Below are 16,229 nucleotides of genomic sequence, written 5' to 3'. Positions count from 1 at the left end.
TAACCATGAAAAGGAATGTCTTTTTACTAAGTTGCCTCTTATCATTATACACTGTTGCTTTATTCGGACAACAACCTGTCGATAAGATTTGCCAAGCGTTTCACGAACCTGCAGATAAAGTTGTTTTAGTAGTTTCTCACCGTGCAGACTGGCGGAATGCTCCTGAAAACTCATTGCAAGCTATTCAGAATTGCATCGATATGGGAGTAGATATGGTGGAAATTGATTTGAAACGGACTAAAGATGGATGCCTCATTTTGATGCACGACAAAACAATAGACCGTACCACTACCGGTAAAGGCAAACCCGAAGATTATACTTTAGAGGAACTTCACCAGTTTCAAATGAGAAATGGAGCCGGACATAAGACCCGACATCTGGTACCTACTTTTGAAGAGGTGATGGAATTATGTAAAGGCAAGATTATGGTAAACGTAGATAAAGGCTATGATTACTTCAAAGAAGCATATGCCATTCTTGAGAAAACAGGCACCGTAGAGCAATGTATTATGAAAGCGGAATTACCCTACGAACAAGTGAAAGCCGAACATGGCGAAGTGTTGGATAAGATGATTTTCATGCCTGTTATCCAGTTACACAAAGAGGGAGCAGAAGCTATCATCGACGGGTATCTGAAACACATGAAGCCACAGGCTTTTGAGTTGGTCTTCAACAACGACAGCCCCGAAGTGCAGCGCCTCATCAAGAAGGTTCACGACAGTGGAGCAAAGATATTCATCAATTCCCTCTGGCCCGAGCTTTGTGGCGGACATGATGATGACCGTGCCGTAGAGCTACATCAGCCGGACGAGAGCTGGGGATGGATCATCAACCAAGGAGCAAAACTGATTCAGACGGACCGTCCCGCTATATTGCTGCAATACTTAAAGGATAAAAAACTGCACAACTAAAGAAGGAAAGCATGTTAAAACATATCATTGATTTTTACAAGGTGTCGGCTCCGGCACCTTGTAACGGGGAATCTTTGCCCGAACAGAAGCATCAGTTGAAGCGTCTGCAATGGTCGACTTTCCTTGCGGCAACCCTTGGATATAGTATGTACTATGTATGTCGCCTGAGCCTGAACATCGTTAAGAAGCCGATTGTAGATGAAGGCATCTTCTCCGAAACAGAATTGGGCATCATCGGCTCTGTACTATTCTTCACCTATGCCATAGGTAAGTTCTCCAACGGTTTCTTAGCGGACAGAAGCAACATCAACCGCTTCATGTCAACGGGGTTGCTGGTGACAGCATTGGTAAACCTGTGTCTGGGCTTTGTGAACTCATTCATACTGTTTGCCATATTATGGGGCATCAGCGGTTGGTTTCAGTCTATGGGAGCGGCATCCTGTGTTGTAGGATTATCACGCTGGTTCACAGACAAGGAACGCGGTTCATTTTATGGTTTCTGGAGTGCCAGTCACAACATAGGTGAAGCAATGACGTTCATCATTGTGGCCTCCATCGTGAGTGCGCTCGGATGGCGTTACGGATTTCTGGGTGCAGGCATGGTAGGGTTAGTAGGTACGTTACTTATCTGGCGCTTCTTCCACGATACACCGGAAAGCAAGGGGCTTCCTCCGGTCAACGCACCAAAAGAAAAGAAAGTGATGAGTGCACTGGAGACGAAAGAATTTAATCGTGCGCAGAAAGCCGTATTAAGGAATCCGGCAATCTGGATACTTGCCCTCAGCAGTGCATTCATGTACATCAGCCGTTATGCGGTGAATAGCTGGGGGATATTTTATCTGGAGGCACAGAAAGGTTACTCAACATTGGATGCCAGTTTTATTATCTCTATCAGTTCAGTATGTGGCATCATAGGTACCATGCTTTCCGGGGTAATCTCAGACAAACTGTTTAAGGGGCGGCGCAATGCACCGGCACTTATATTTGGATTAATGAATGTACTGGCGCTTTGCCTGTTTCTACTGGTGCCCGGCGTACATTTCTGGCTGGATGCCCTGGCGATGATACTGTTTGGGATAGGCATCGGTGTACTGATTTGCTTCCTCGGCGGACTAATGGCTGTTGACATAGCCCCGCGCAATGCTTCGGGAGCCGCTTTGGGAGTAGTAGGCATCGCCAGTTACATCGGTGCAGGATTGCAGGATGTAATGAGCGGTGTGCTGATAGAAGGGCATAAGACCGTAGTGAACGGAGTAGATACGTATGACTTCACCTACATCAACTGGTTCTGGATTGGGGCGGCGCTGTTGTCAGTAGTGCTGGCGTTGCTGGTATGGAATGCAAAGTCGGCAGCTACAGAATAAAGATATTCAGAAACAAAAAATAGATATGGAACGTTTACGGACAAAAGGTAGTTTCTTCATTGAAAGTTCCGACTTAACGAATTATCAAGTAGAATATATGGGATTATCCATGGAAGATATGTAAAAGAGGCTGCCCTTCCTCCAAGAGTATCACTTCCGTAAAATTGGTATAACAATCAGTAATCCGTATACAGCCTCCCAACTTTGAATGCCGTAACTTTGTAACCGGAAGAAGGAAACTACCCCCCTTCCTCCGGTTAAGTCTTTTTTAATACCTCAAAGCAATATGGATATGAAGAAGTTAATACCTATTTTTATGGCTGTGGCAATGGCATTGCCCAACTGTTGTAACCAATTAAATGCACAGAACATGGAAAAGAAATCTCCTGAACAAACAAGTGTATTTCCCACAGGTGATAAACTGCCGGAAATGTTTTCACAGTATTTCATAGGGCAGGCCTATCTGGCCCGGCTGACGCAGAACAAGGACCTGAACTGCCCCATCTCTAACGTAACCTTCGAACCGGGTTGCCGCAACAACTGGCATAGCCACACAGGCGGACAAATTCTGATAGCCATAAGTGGCAAAGGATATTATCAGGCACGTGGCGAAGCCGCCCGCCTGCTGTTGCCGGGTGATATAGTGGAAATCCCCGCCAACGTGGAGCACTGGCACGGTGCCGCGCCCGACAGTTGGTTCTCCCACCTCGCCATCGAATGTAATCCGCAAACCAACAAGAACACTTGGCTCGAACCGGTAGACGACAAGCAGTACACTGAGGCGATTCTGAAGTAAATACATTGCCAATGTTTTGCCACCCCTTTGGCAAACTTTTGTCAAGGCTGTGGCAAGACTTTGCCAAAGGGGTGGCAAGGGCTTGCCAAAGCCTTGGCAAAACATTGGCAAAGTATCAGCAAGAACAAGTTTGTACTTCCCAGCCGACTTCTTACTTCTTAGCCAACCTTTTCTTCCTCACCTCGAACGAGTATTTTCCGGATTGAAGTTTCAGCATCATCTTTCCATCCTCTTCCCCCATATATTCTATTCCTCTGCGCATTTTACCAACAAACTTCCCGTTCTCTCTGATGTACTTCGCCGCCGTGGAAGGAAGATAGAGCAAAGCCGTCGTATTGCCGGGAACGGTAAAGTCATAATGAATTACCCCATTCTCCACTCTCCAGCTACTTTCAATGCGTCCGTACATGGAATCATAATAGCCCTTTGCAAACGTCATCTGCCCTGTCGGGTCTATCTCCGGTTTGAGCAGGAAGTGCTTGAAGGCAGGAGTGTTTTCATCTCGCTGTATGCCCAAAGAATAGCCGTACATCCATGCACCCACCGCACCGAAGGAATAATGATTGAAGGAATTCATGCGGTTGTTTCCCCCGAAACCCTCCGTGTGGGTATAAGAGTTCAGACGCTCCCAAATGGTAGTGGCCCCCTGGTCTACGGAATAGAGCCATGAGGGATAACTGGTCTGTTGCAACAGTTTATAAGCCAAATCGGTGTATCCATTATCGGACAGCGCCTTGCTAATCCATGCCGTGCCGATGAATCCGGTCATTAATGAATAGGCAGGACACTGTCTGCCCCTGTCGGTAGTATTCTCGCGGACAACTGTCTTTGCCAGATTCGTCACTACCTTACTCTTATTTTCCTGGTCGATGATGTCAAAAGCCAGTGGCAACACGTAGGAAGTCTGTATATCTACAAATGTTCCTTTCTTCTCGGGACTGAAAGCTGAAAAGACCGTCTTCCCTGTTCCCGGTTGTATATACGTCTTATTGAAGAAATCCTTCCTGGCGGCATGAAGTTCTCTGAACCACTCTGCATCAACAGTCTTGCCCAGAGCAGCGGCCATCTTGCTCATTAGCTCCAGATCATAGATGAAATAAGCTTCCCATACGAGCGACTTATCATTCTTTTCGTCTTCCAGTCCCAGCCAGTCGCACAGGTCTCCCCATGCTCTGTTCTGCACAATCAGGTTCGTTTCCGTCTCAATTGTGTTTTCGAGAATATAAGAGATATAGCGCTTCATGGCGTCGTAGTGTTCGGCCAGCAAAGCCTTGTCGCCGTATTGCTGATAACATTCCCAGGGCACCGTTATCCCCGCACTTCCCCACAACAGGCCGCCAAAGCCGATGCCCAGAGGGGCAATGTCCGGAAAGCGCCCGTCGGCATGCTGCGAGTCGCGTGCCGAGCGCAGATACCTCCTCAGGAACTGCGGCACATCTGCCAGATAGGTTGCCGTGCGGGAGAATACCGAAATATCTCCCATCCATCCCAGACGCTCATTGCGTTGCGGACAGTCGGTGGGGATGGAGACGAAGTTGCCATAGGAAGACCAGATGATGTTCTTCCAGAGTTTATTCACCTTCGCATTAGAGCTTTCGTAGTGGGAGGCCAACTGATGGATAGAGCTGAGCACCACTCCTTTCACAGATTCCAGCGGCAAAGGTTTGTCAATGCCCGTTATCTCCAGAAGGCGATAACCGTGGTAGGTAAAGCGGGGATGAATGGTTTCCTGCCCGCCCCGGGCGATATAAATGTCCTGTGCCATAGCCGCACGGATATTCTCAAGCATCATCATGCCGGTGTTTCCCGCATATTCGGGCAAATCGGGATATTTCACCTCGGCAAAGCGGAGGTTGATTTTCGTTCCCGGCTTTATGCCCAAAAGGTGAATCTTTGGCACGCCCACCATGTTCTGTCCCATATCATAGACAAACACACCGGGGCGGACTTCTTCAACCGAGATAGCTGTCAGTTCATCAATCTCTTTCACAGTCTGCCCGAACTGTCCGAGGAGTGCAAAGCCGGAGTAGTCGTTCACGCCGGGGTATCCTTCCCGGCAGATATTGCTCTCCAGGGCAATCTCCTTGGCCGGTTTCCAGCCCGATGCACGATAGCCGACGGTGCTCCAGCCTTCCACGCTGGTTTCTTTCAGGGCATCGTACACTTCGCCTTGGAAGAAACTACCGTAGGCCACAGGCCCGTTATTGAAATATTGCCAGGTGGAGGGCTCGGTGACTATCACCTTTTCCTGCCCATCGGCATACGTGATGACCAACTTTGCCAACAGTGACTGTCGGTCTCCGAAGAAGTTCCAGTAACCGCCCATGAAGGTGGAGCCACCACTCCACCAACCTTCCGCCAGCAAAGCCCCGAGGGCATTCTTACCGGAATGCAGATACTCCGTCACATCGAACGTCTGATATAAATGAGTTTTATTGTATTGGGTAATTCCGGGGTTGAAGTAGTCGTCTCCCACCCGCTTGCCATTCAGATAGATTTCATAGATGCCGCGTGCGGTGACGTACAGTCGTGCTTTGGCAACTTCCGCACCGGAAGAGGTAAAGACGGTACGAAGCATCGGGGCGGAGTTTCCTTTCGGGGTGAACGTTTCAAAAGCAGCGGAGGCATCGCCAGCCACTCGGTAATCCTTGTCCTTCACCGTTGCTATCACATGCGCAGGACTTCTGAGATTGGCAATCTCCACTTTTGAGAAGGAAGCTGCTTGTCCGGCGGGAACGGCAAAGCCGAGGTCTCCCACTACCGGGAAGGCGATGAAGTCGCCGCCTTGTCCCAGAGGATTCAGATTGACAGAGCCGATTTCAGACTTTGCGTTGTCAGTCTCCGCCTTTGCCTGATTGCTCCCCGCCTGTGCATGGTTAATCTCTCCTTTTGCGCTATTGATATAGAATCTCGTAAAACCCAGTTCGGATGTAAGGCTTATCGTGTGCCGGGCATATTGATTGTCTTTATTAATCAAGTGTTGCGGAATAGGGAAACTCTTGAAAGGGGCATCCTGTTTGTCATCCGGATGATAGCCCACTCTGTAGACGTTCAGCAGGGCTTCTTTGCCCTCAGTCAGTGGGGCGATATCGAGTTCTATCTTGATATAAGATTCATCCGGGCGGTTTTCCAGATGATACAGGTTCTTGTTCTTATCCATCAGGCGTTCGTCATTGGCACCGTAGATAAGAGCTGCACGGGTAGTTGCGGATGCCTCATCCAGTTGAAGGGAAAAGTTCAGCTTAAACACCGGAAGATAATGCGAATACAGCACCATGTCCTCATCTCCCCCGCCAATCCACTTGGCGCCGCTCCATCCCTGATAGGCGGAGTCGCTGCTCATCAGCCCGGTTTCAAACCAGGAGCTTGCTGAGGATTGCTCGCCTCTCTGGTTCCAGACGTTCACCCGCCAGGCATAGCGGGTGGCAGGTTGCAAGGGTTCACCGGCGTATTCGATGTTCAATGAAAGGTCACTCTTTATCTTTCCGCTATCCCACACCAGTTGCCCTTTCTCAGTGGCAACCAGAACCTGATAGTTCGTTTGGAAGTATCCCCTTTCGTGGTCCGCCACTTCCATCTGCCAACTGAAGCGGGGTTTCTCCACATCTATTCCCAATGGGGTTTCGGCATATTCTACTTTCAGTTTGCCGATGGAAACGGGGTTGCCTGCGGCATGCAGCAACACAGGATAACAGACTTTCAAAAAAAAGATAAAAATAAAATAGATTTTTATTTTTCCCATATAATAGATTTATAAAAGACCTTATTTTCGGAATAAAAGTACAACATTTTTGCCAAAAAGAAACATATGATATCAAATAAAAAATCATTCTATCACCTTATTGAACAATGTGACAGGCCCTAACAATCCCGACAGTAGCAAAGAATCACTATTGCTCCACTGTTTCCGCGCTGAAAACACTTTACGAGCAGTTGGACGTTTCTTCCTTTTTAATAACCATTCAGGCCATACCTTCATCGTTCCTTCATTATCATATCCTACATCGTCGGGAAACTGTTCGTCGCCTATCAGTCGATTAGCCCAAAGATTGACTACCTCAATTTCAATCTTATTTTGCCCTTTAACCACCGCTTTTGTAATATCAAAGCAATAAGGAGAACGCCATGCGATACCAAGATCCTTGCCGTTTATCTTCAGACGTGCCATCACTTCCACTCGCCCTAAATCCAATATTAATGGTAATTGGCAAGATAACATCTTTTCATCTACTAAGATTGTTTTTTCATATCGCCCCGTTCCACTAAAATATTTCACTTCATTATCTGCATATTCACTCCATGATATAAGCTCTGGTAATTCTATTTTAGTTGATATATCCCATCCTTTCGGAAAACTCAGTGTCCAAGTACCTTCTAAAACTTTCTTATTTATAGCTTTATATTGTACAGGTAACATAGGTAAATTGCAATCTACAGATGAACGAAAAACAACAAACCAACTTTTTGTTGGAGAAAAAGGCAGTTGTATTTTAGTAGTGCCATCAGTATTAGTAACTACCTCCACAACATATCTTTCCCCTGTTTCTGCATCCCATACTTCAGCTTCTTTACCATTTACACGAAAAGTACATGTAGCAATAAATTCATCATTACTGGTATTAGCAACAAAATAATAATCTTCTTGATTTATGGTATAATGTATGTATTTCAAATTATAATCAGCTGCAAAGTCTGGTACAACTCCTATATGGGATAAAACCTCTTCAATACTCATACCAGAATAAACTGTACCTTTCCCAAAATGATGTTTCTTTGCTCCACTTTCGATAGTCCCCCACAGTTCATCGGCAACTTTCTGTAGTACTTTCTCTTCTTTTTTATAATTTAAAAGCCCAGGTACAGATCTGGGTCTTTTTCCTATTACCGTAGCTCCATTACGAACAAGTTCTCGAATACGTATTAACATATCAACTGTCATTGTTTCAGTATCTGGTAACAAAAGTAATTTATAAAAAGGACGTCCAGGAAATCGACATCCTTTTTCTGTTGCCGATACCTTTTTAAAGGCCTCCGCCCCTATTACATCATAATCATATCCAGCCAATTCTATCTCAGAAAAACGTCGCCCAGGTTCTTCTGATTGGAGAGCTAACACATCAGCACAAAAAGTACCTTTTTGTAGCAAGTATTGACAACGAGAGATGTATTTATGCCATGCCGTAGAAAATTCCCACCAAGTATTTGTACGTTCATATTTAGCGCCCCACATATTCATCTGAATACCAGGACCGTCCACATCAAAATATTGACTAGAATAACGATGAAAGACTAAACGGTTTATTCCTCCACAAAAAGCAGCATCAACCAACGGCTTCATCATAGCAGGATGCCATTGCCACCGTTCAGCACCAGAAGCAGTCAATGCTTCTGCCGCAACTATTGAAGTTCCATTTAAATGAGATGCTGATGCCATTAATTTAATAGTAGGATCAAAATTCGGATGCCACCCCACAGGTATCCAAAATTCAGCCATAGGAATATCGACATACTGCATTACATCCATATCATTTGCAGGAGTAGTATAACTTTCATAAGAAAATTTAAGCTTTTCCTTATGCGCTAATTGCTGAATTTCTTTAATATAGTTTTCAACAAACAGTTCACTAATTGTCCTACGCAAATCAAACATAAAACGTTCAGATTCCTGTAGGGAGTTAATGATACGTCCTGTCAAAACCGGTAACCAAGGTAAAATATCATATCCACGACGCTCCCTAAATAATTCTTCAAAACCAGGTGTCCAATTCTGTCCTCCCCCTTCCCAACTATCAATATGAATAGTTGTAAAAGTATTACTATCAGCACTGCGTTTCAAATCTTTCACAATCTTATTAAAATGAAATCTAGTGGCTTCTTTACTCAATTTATCTGTTTCGGGGCCTATAGCCTCATCTGTTACAGGACCTATACAACTTCCTGTCCATTGATGACCAAAACGAATGATCGTCCATTCACCTTCAGGTACATCCCATTCCAAAATTCCATTACTTTGCATCTTTTCAGTAAGATTGACAACCCTGTTCTGTGGTATAATAGTTTGAGAGGGAGCTACCTCATCCAAAGGAGCACTTTGTGTCCCCCTATACATTAAGTATCGTGGAAATCCCGGCCATCGTAATGCATTATAAGTTGCTTTCGCACAAGAGTATCGTACTGGACCTGCATTACCCGGATTCTGGCAACTTTTCAGAGGAAAATCGAGAATATTATAACGCTTTTCCGGTACAGTATCTATCACACCTACTGCTATAACAGCTATATCACAATAATCCTCACCCAACCCAGGAGATTTCAAGACTCCACTCCATCGACTGCCTCCACGAATATAAGTTTCACTACTTACTACCCACTGCATGGCCATCTCAGGTTTTATCCACGGGCCTCCACTTCCCCAATATCCAGCACCATTATTAGCACCAATTTCCATACCTAATCGCTGTGCCGTAACAATCGTATGGTGAAAAATGTCCTGCCATTTTTCATCGTTATATACAACAGGGCCATTCGGACTATATTGATCTACATCAAGAATAATTGCTCCATTAATACCTACACGGTGCATTGCCTCCAAATCTTTCTCAACTCCTTCTTTGCTAACATTTCCATTTACCCACATCCAATAAACCCACGGTTCCATCTCTTGAAGCGGACTTTTAAATTCCTCAAAACTAATCTGAGCTACACCTTGCAATGGAATTATATGAAATAAAATAGAAACAATGTATTTTAATACAATCTTATTAGTATACTTCTTTTTCATAAATAGATTTTTGTTTCAACATTAATAATGATACAGTAAATCGCATCCGACAATAATTGAGTTATTAATTATAAGAACTAGTTTGAATTTTGCTCATTGTATATCAAATCGTTGTAATTTATCCAGCTATGATTCGATTGCAAAAGTTAAACCTAACATAGACTCAGAACAGCTAACATATTTTAATTGTCTTTATGCCAAGTAGAGAACCAAATTTCTCAATAGTCGTTCCTAAATGTCCTACTCCAATCGCACAGTGGTGAGACGGTCCTGATTCGGACCAAGCATTAATAAACTCTTTGGCTCCTATAGAGAATTTATAACGGCTATTGGTGTTCCCTATATTAAGTACAGGGCCTTTCACTGATTTTCCTTCAGCTACAAGCAGGTAAATATCTTGTGTATCCTCACATACAGAAAGAATAGTCACATCACCATGTTTCACGCTCATCTGAATGGAAAGCCCAGAGCCGGGTTTACCGTGATATATTGGCAACGGAACCAACTCTGCATTTCCCTGAGCAATGCTTATATGTGTAGGTCCATCATGCCCAAGCATTACTACATCATCATTAAAATCCAAACCATAGAACTCACTGAATGAACCTCCGGCACCCATAAGGGAGAATATTTTCATGGCTTGAGCATTTTTTACCTCACATTCTCCGGCTATAGGAATGCCTTTTGACGTCAAAAGAGTATTCCCAGCTATTATCGAAGTAACAATATCCTGATAATCATCTTCCCCCTCATAATAATAGGCCATGGAGCCTATATTATGCTTCTCTACAAGTCTGTCAAGAGCTACAGATGTCTTAGCAGCACGAATAAGCTCATGTTTACTGCAACGGGAATCAATGGTGAACTCATTCTCGAACTGAGCTATTTTGGCTTTAATATCATTCTGATTGACGCCATCCCAGAACTTTTTCAGCTCACACATCTCAACAAGTTCAATATGAGTTCCAAATACACCACATTGACGCGTCAGGTCAGTATAAACATCCAGCATACCGCAATAGTAATGTCCCAAAACAGCCAAGTTGTTATGCCGCATACCATAAACTGCACTCACTGCCATCACCCATTCTTTTATCTCACTCCATACCTCTTTCTGCTCCATATGCCCAGTAATTACACTGAAGGCAACTCCCGTACGTCTGAACACGCTGGCGATTTCAGGCAGAGAACAAACTTGACAATTCGCGAGCCATTCACCAGTCATTTTCCCTCTATCATCCAATGAGTTGATATAATTGTAATTTATAGCAGCGGAAGGTTGAACATTAAGAAGAATAACTCTGCTTTTAATTCCTTTTGCAATAGGTAATACAGTGGAGGAAAGGGCATAAGTAGATATATAGACAAACAAGAGTTCTACTCCATGAAGCATATCGACTGCCAATGAGGCTTTAAAGGGAGTATCTATCATACCTACATCCACAACCTCAGCCCCATATTTCTCTAATTTTTCTTTTATTATACCATTGCCGGACAAGAGTCTGTCCAACAATCCGTCAAATTGTTTCCAGTATGTATCAAGTCCGATACATGCCAATCCTACTTTTACTTTATTCATTTTGTTGTAAATTTATAATTACCTGAACCAATCTTAATATATGCCTTACCATTATCGTATTTGTCAACCTTCACATTTCTACCTGCATCCATTACCTTACCGTCTTTAGGACAAGGGAGCACTACTGTTGCAATGCTTCCCGGCGGAATAGTGACATCCATAGAAAAGCCGTCTGTCTCATCCTTCCATCTACATTCCACTCTGCCATAAGATGTCTCAAGACTAGTTTGAGCACTGTTTATTCCGGAAACAAGGACAGGAGCTATCATAAGTTCCTTGAAAGCGACCGAATTTTTACTTTGTTTAATACCTCCAAGAACCGAGAAAAACCATTCCATAAGATGACCAAGCATGCAGTGATTATTAGACACAAAACCATAATTCTGCCAAGACTCAGTCAAAGCTGTAGCCCCTCCCGCCAACTGCCAGCCATAACCCGGCACGTCATAACGACTGTTCATACGGTAAACGACCTCATTCCTGTTGTTATCATCTAATGCCCGCAACACGTAACGGTAGCCGATATCACCCGCCGTAAGTGCATAGTCACGACCTGCGATATCTGTTATAAGATTTGATAATACAATTTCCTTGTTCTGGTCTTCTACCAATCCCATATAAAGTGCCATCGCGTTTGCGGTTTGGCTGTTACGATCATATGTCTTTGTCTGTTCATTAAAGTATCTTTTATTAAAGGCATTTTTAATCTTAGTACCAAGAGCCCCAAATTTTTCACTATCAGCTTTCTTTCCGAGAAGCTGCGCTATACGCTGCATTATAGTAACATCATAGTAATAAATAGCAGTTGATGTAACTCCGACAGTCGTCAACTGTGCATATCCGGGAGTACCAGGACCAAGATCATACCAGTCGCCAAGTCCATAAGCTACTATATATCCTTTGGATCGTGAGGTCAGATAGTCAACATAACTAGACATCTTATCATAATATTTCTCCAGAAGAGTCTTGTCAGCATACCATTTATAGTAGTACCAAGAACTGATAATAAAGGCACTTCCCCATTCAGGAGTATTCTCAAATCCATCACTGAAATGTACATATTCAGGAGCTATCGTTGGAACCATACCATCAAGATATTGCGCCTTTGCCATATCGTCTATCGTTTTTTTATAGAATGTCGATAGGTCATAGCGGTACTGCATCGAATACTGCATAAGATGAGCAACTTCTAACCATCCGAGCTTTTCCCTATGAGGACAGTCCGTCAAGATAGAAGCAAGATTACTCCTAATTGACCAGTCTATAAGTTCGTATACCTTATTAAACATAGGCGATGAACAACTGAAGCGACCGACTTCCCGAGCTGAATTTGTTGTGTGTAGAGCATTGATCTCTATACTCTCCAGATTTTCTGTTCTGTCCAGTTCTATGTACCTGAAGCCATAGTAAGAAAACTGAGGTCTCCACTCCTGAACAGTATCTCCAGATATCTTATACTCAAAATAATATGGCGCTCCAGATGCGCTTTGATTGGTTGTGCTATCCTTATTAAGCAGTTCGGCAGGATGCATCCTTACTATGGTACCATCCTTTCCTTTTACTTTCAATTCAATTATTCCCGACATATTTTGTCCGAAGTCATATATCGTATTCCCTTTATGGTTTTTATATCTCTTTACCACATTAAATCTGTTACGTACTTTTAATGGCTCACTTTTTTGAGCCGACAGTTCTATATTTAGTTTTGACTCAACAGCGCTTTTCCAATGAGACGCATCAAAATTTGGAGTATTCCATCCTTTCTGTAACAGACTCTTATCATAATCCTCACCTCCATATATACTTGAATAGGTTATCGGCGAATGGGATGCTAACCATTCGGTATCCGTCACAATCCTCTCCTTTGCTCCATCTTCGTAAGTCATTTCCAGCACTCCCACAGCTTTGGGGGCACCAAAGCTTATAAGCTGTTTGTAATACCTCTCACGCGGAACATTATAGAATCCTCCTCCAAGCATTATTCCAAGAGTATTTTTCCCCTTTTGCAGCATATCCGTCACATCAAAACTCTCATAAAGAGCATTTGTAGAATAATCCGTCCAGCCTGGATCAAGAAAGTGATCACCTACTTTGCTGCCATTAGCGAATAATTCAAAGTGGCCAAGTCCACTAAGAGACATAACGGCTCGCTTAACAGGTTTTTCAATATCGAAATCACGTCTTAACAACGGTAGGATATACATTCCTGTTTTACGATCTCTAATCTCGTGCTGAACCAGAGGTGAATGGATTCCAGGCACAACCTTATAATTATCCTTGTCATTTTCTAACCCAATCCACTTTGCCCCATCAAAATTGAGGGCGATTACAAAAGAAGCTATCTGCGACTTAACTTTCCCTACCCTAACTATCCAAGTATAATAACCTCCTGCTTTAAGAGACTTGCCTTCATATTTCACTCCGATAGAGTTGTCACTCTTCACCTTCTTACTATTCCACACGAGATTATTTTGTTCATCCCATACTTCAATCTGATAAGAGGGTTGAATGAAATTTCGTTCTATAGAACTTATTTTCCAACTGAAGACAAGATCCTGATTATCAACGCCAACAGGGTTATTCTTACCATTAACCTTTAAATCATAAATTGCGTACGTCTGAGCAAAGATTAAAGAACAAAAAGATAACATTAAAGCAATTGTATAAATTCTTTTCATTTTTAATGATTAACGTGGATTAAATTATTATCAGATGCTATTTATTGCATCACTAGCACTTCAATATATTAGTTCTCATTATCTTAAATACATTCAAAAATGTAGGAGTAAAAGAAATCATCCAATAGTAGTATCACATAATCTCTTTTACTCTTACCATAAATATTATTGATTAGCCTGTTCCTGTTCTTCTAATGAGCTAATCGGCTCTACATTCATCTCATAACCATTATAACCATAATTCTGGTTAACACGACCATACAAGTTCGCATCAATCGCCGTTTGCGGTATAGGCCAAAATATATTATATTTACCTATTTTATATTCGTCACCATTCAATGTCTTTACTCCTTTATTATAGTAATTATTATAGTTAGTCACCCTATGCCACCAATAGCTATTACTATTTTCATCTGCAATATCTTTAGGAGAGTTATACCCTCCTTCCTGATTAGCCTTTGTATAAGAAACACGTACCAGTTCCACATGTCTAAGTTCTTCAAACATCAATTCTCTTGCTCTCTCGTCCATAATAACATCAAGTCCCTCAATATTCATCAGATCTGTTGCCGTAAACATCTTCGAACAATTAGCACGTTTTCTTATCTTATTCACATCCTCCGCTGCCTTAGCATATTCCTTTTTCCAGTAATAAGCTTCGGCCCTTAGTAGATAGGCTTCAGCCAAACGGTATACATACCAATCACCTGGCCCTCCAACATAGTCCGTGCCTATGTAGCCATTTGCAACCTCTTTTTCTATATCTTCAACCCATAATTTATAATATGGAAAATCAAACCAACAACGAATAGTATCTTTGCACAACAAAGTGCCATCGTCTGCATATTTTCGAATTGGTTGCAAATAATACTCTGCATCCTCCGTTTCCAATAACTTCGGATCATTATATCTCAAATCTTCCATAACAAACCAATTACCACTCTCTCTGCTATGACGAAGATCTGATTTATCATTCCACATACCCTTTTCCGCAAAGTAAGTAGGTCTTGAAAAGGCCTCACCCCGACCATAAATAGCTCTGAGGTCCATAAAATCAGGATATTGGTTTAACATAGATGATGTTGCAGATTGTCTTGTTAGGCCTGAATTTGCTTTACTCGGAGTAATAATTCCCCAATTTTTATCAGTTTGGGACCAAAACGGCGTCATATTATATAAAAAATTTGTATATAAGCGGCTTTCTGAATTATCATACCGATTCACCATCAGCATAATAGTCTCTTTATTTGCAACATCAGCTTTATTCACTGGCCTATGTAAATCCCAAACAACATTACGGGTTATAGGGTGATCTTCCGGATGAGGATTCTCCCATTTACCAAAAGTATTTTCCATCAATTGATACCCCGAAGTATTAATGAGTGCATTAGCTTGTTCAATGGCTTCATCAAACCGACCTGCTGCTATATAAAATTTTATCAATAACATTCTACATGCTCCTCTATTTTCCTTGCCATAATCAGCGTGTTCAGCAATATGCGCCACAGCAAATTCCAGATCTTTAATCATTTGTTCTATAATAACTTCCATTTTTGTAGAACGAAAGTCCAGTTTAGGAGTTGAAACTTCTTTTGATAAAAAAGGTATATCGCCAAACTGAAAAATCAAATGATAGTAACGCCAAGCACGTTGAAAATAGGCACTTGACAACATTTGCTCTTTAGTGGATTGGTCTAAATCAAGTTCCGGGATGCGCGTTATCACAACATTAGCAAAACTAACGCCTTGAGTTCCTATTTCCCAAAACCAGTCTATCATATTCGAACCAAACCAATTATTGTATGAAGTAGGAGTTACATTAAAAAGAATATTCTGACAGCCACTAAGATTTGAAATAGCACTCACCGCAACATCAGAGAACATGAGGTCTGTAGCTAATGCCGGTCCGTTATCATGCATGAAATAATAGCGCATTTGCCTGTGGCAGGTAGTAAGCGCAGATTCCAGTCCTTCTTTAGTCGATAAAGTTATACTGGGTTCATAAAATGATAATGGCTCTGGCTTCAACCAATCATCAGAGCATCCAGCCAATGTTAATGAAGATAACCCAAGAGTTAAATATATTGCTTTTACAAAATTCGTTTTCATGATATTCATTT

7 protein-coding genes and 1 pseudogene are annotated in these 16,229 nt (G+C 42.5%); 3 read left to right on the top strand and 5 right to left on the bottom strand.

Features of this window, described 5'->3' with window-relative positions; all coding sequences use genetic code 11:
- Nucleotides 1-5: 5 nt before the first annotated feature.
- The 3 genes and pseudogenes from HMPREF9447_RS12815 to HMPREF9447_RS12805 form a co-directional block, all read left to right on the top strand.
- Nucleotides 6-911: a glycerophosphodiester phosphodiesterase family protein gene (locus HMPREF9447_RS12815; RefSeq protein WP_009130167.1), complete on the top strand. Its 906-nt coding sequence runs from the start codon at nucleotides 6-8 to the stop codon at nucleotides 909-911.
- A gap of 11 nt (nucleotides 912-922) precedes the next feature.
- A complete protein-coding gene (locus tag HMPREF9447_RS12810; RefSeq protein ID WP_009130166.1) occupies nucleotides 923-2,275 on the top strand; it encodes an MFS transporter in 1,353 nt (450 codons plus the stop codon).
- Nucleotides 2,276-2,567: 292 nt separating this feature from the next.
- Nucleotides 2,568-3,059: pseudogene (locus HMPREF9447_RS12805) on the top strand (cupin domain-containing protein); the annotation flags it as partial.
- 163 nt (nucleotides 3,060-3,222) lie between these two features.
- Here the strand turns inward: HMPREF9447_RS12805 and HMPREF9447_RS12800 are convergent.
- From HMPREF9447_RS12800 to HMPREF9447_RS12780, 5 genes are all read right to left on the bottom strand, one after another.
- Complete coding sequence (locus HMPREF9447_RS12800) at nucleotides 3,223-6,813, bottom strand: alpha-L-rhamnosidase (protein ID WP_009130163.1); 3,591 nt, start codon at nucleotides 6,811-6,813, stop codon at nucleotides 3,223-3,225.
- Between the two features lie 84 nt (nucleotides 6,814-6,897).
- Entirely contained in the window at nucleotides 6,898-9,852 is a 2,955-nt protein-coding gene (locus HMPREF9447_RS12795; protein WP_009130162.1) for a glycosyl hydrolase, read from the bottom strand.
- 172 nt (nucleotides 9,853-10,024) lie between these two features.
- Complete coding sequence (locus tag HMPREF9447_RS12790) at nucleotides 10,025-11,431, bottom strand: L-fucose/L-arabinose isomerase family protein (RefSeq protein WP_009130161.1); 1,407 nt, start codon at nucleotides 11,429-11,431, stop codon at nucleotides 10,025-10,027.
- Nucleotides 11,428-14,109, bottom strand: coding sequence for an alpha-L-rhamnosidase (locus HMPREF9447_RS12785; RefSeq protein WP_009130160.1), 2,682 nt, complete (start codon nucleotides 14,107-14,109; stop codon nucleotides 11,428-11,430). The genes HMPREF9447_RS12790 and HMPREF9447_RS12785 overlap by 4 nt, the downstream gene beginning before the upstream one ends.
- Before the next feature lie 165 nt (nucleotides 14,110-14,274).
- Nucleotides 14,275-16,218, bottom strand: a complete 1,944-nt coding sequence (locus HMPREF9447_RS12780; RefSeq protein ID WP_044138172.1) for a RagB/SusD family nutrient uptake outer membrane protein — start codon at nucleotides 16,216-16,218, stop codon at nucleotides 14,275-14,277.
- Between the last annotated feature and the right edge of the window lie 11 nt (nucleotides 16,219-16,229).

Source organism: Bacteroides oleiciplenus YIT 12058, from assembly GCF_000315485.1.
GTDB lineage: Bacteria > Bacteroidota > Bacteroidia > Bacteroidales > Bacteroidaceae > Bacteroides > Bacteroides oleiciplenus.
Note: the sequence above shows the minus strand (reverse complement) of the source record. Positions and strands in the feature narration are given on the sequence as shown.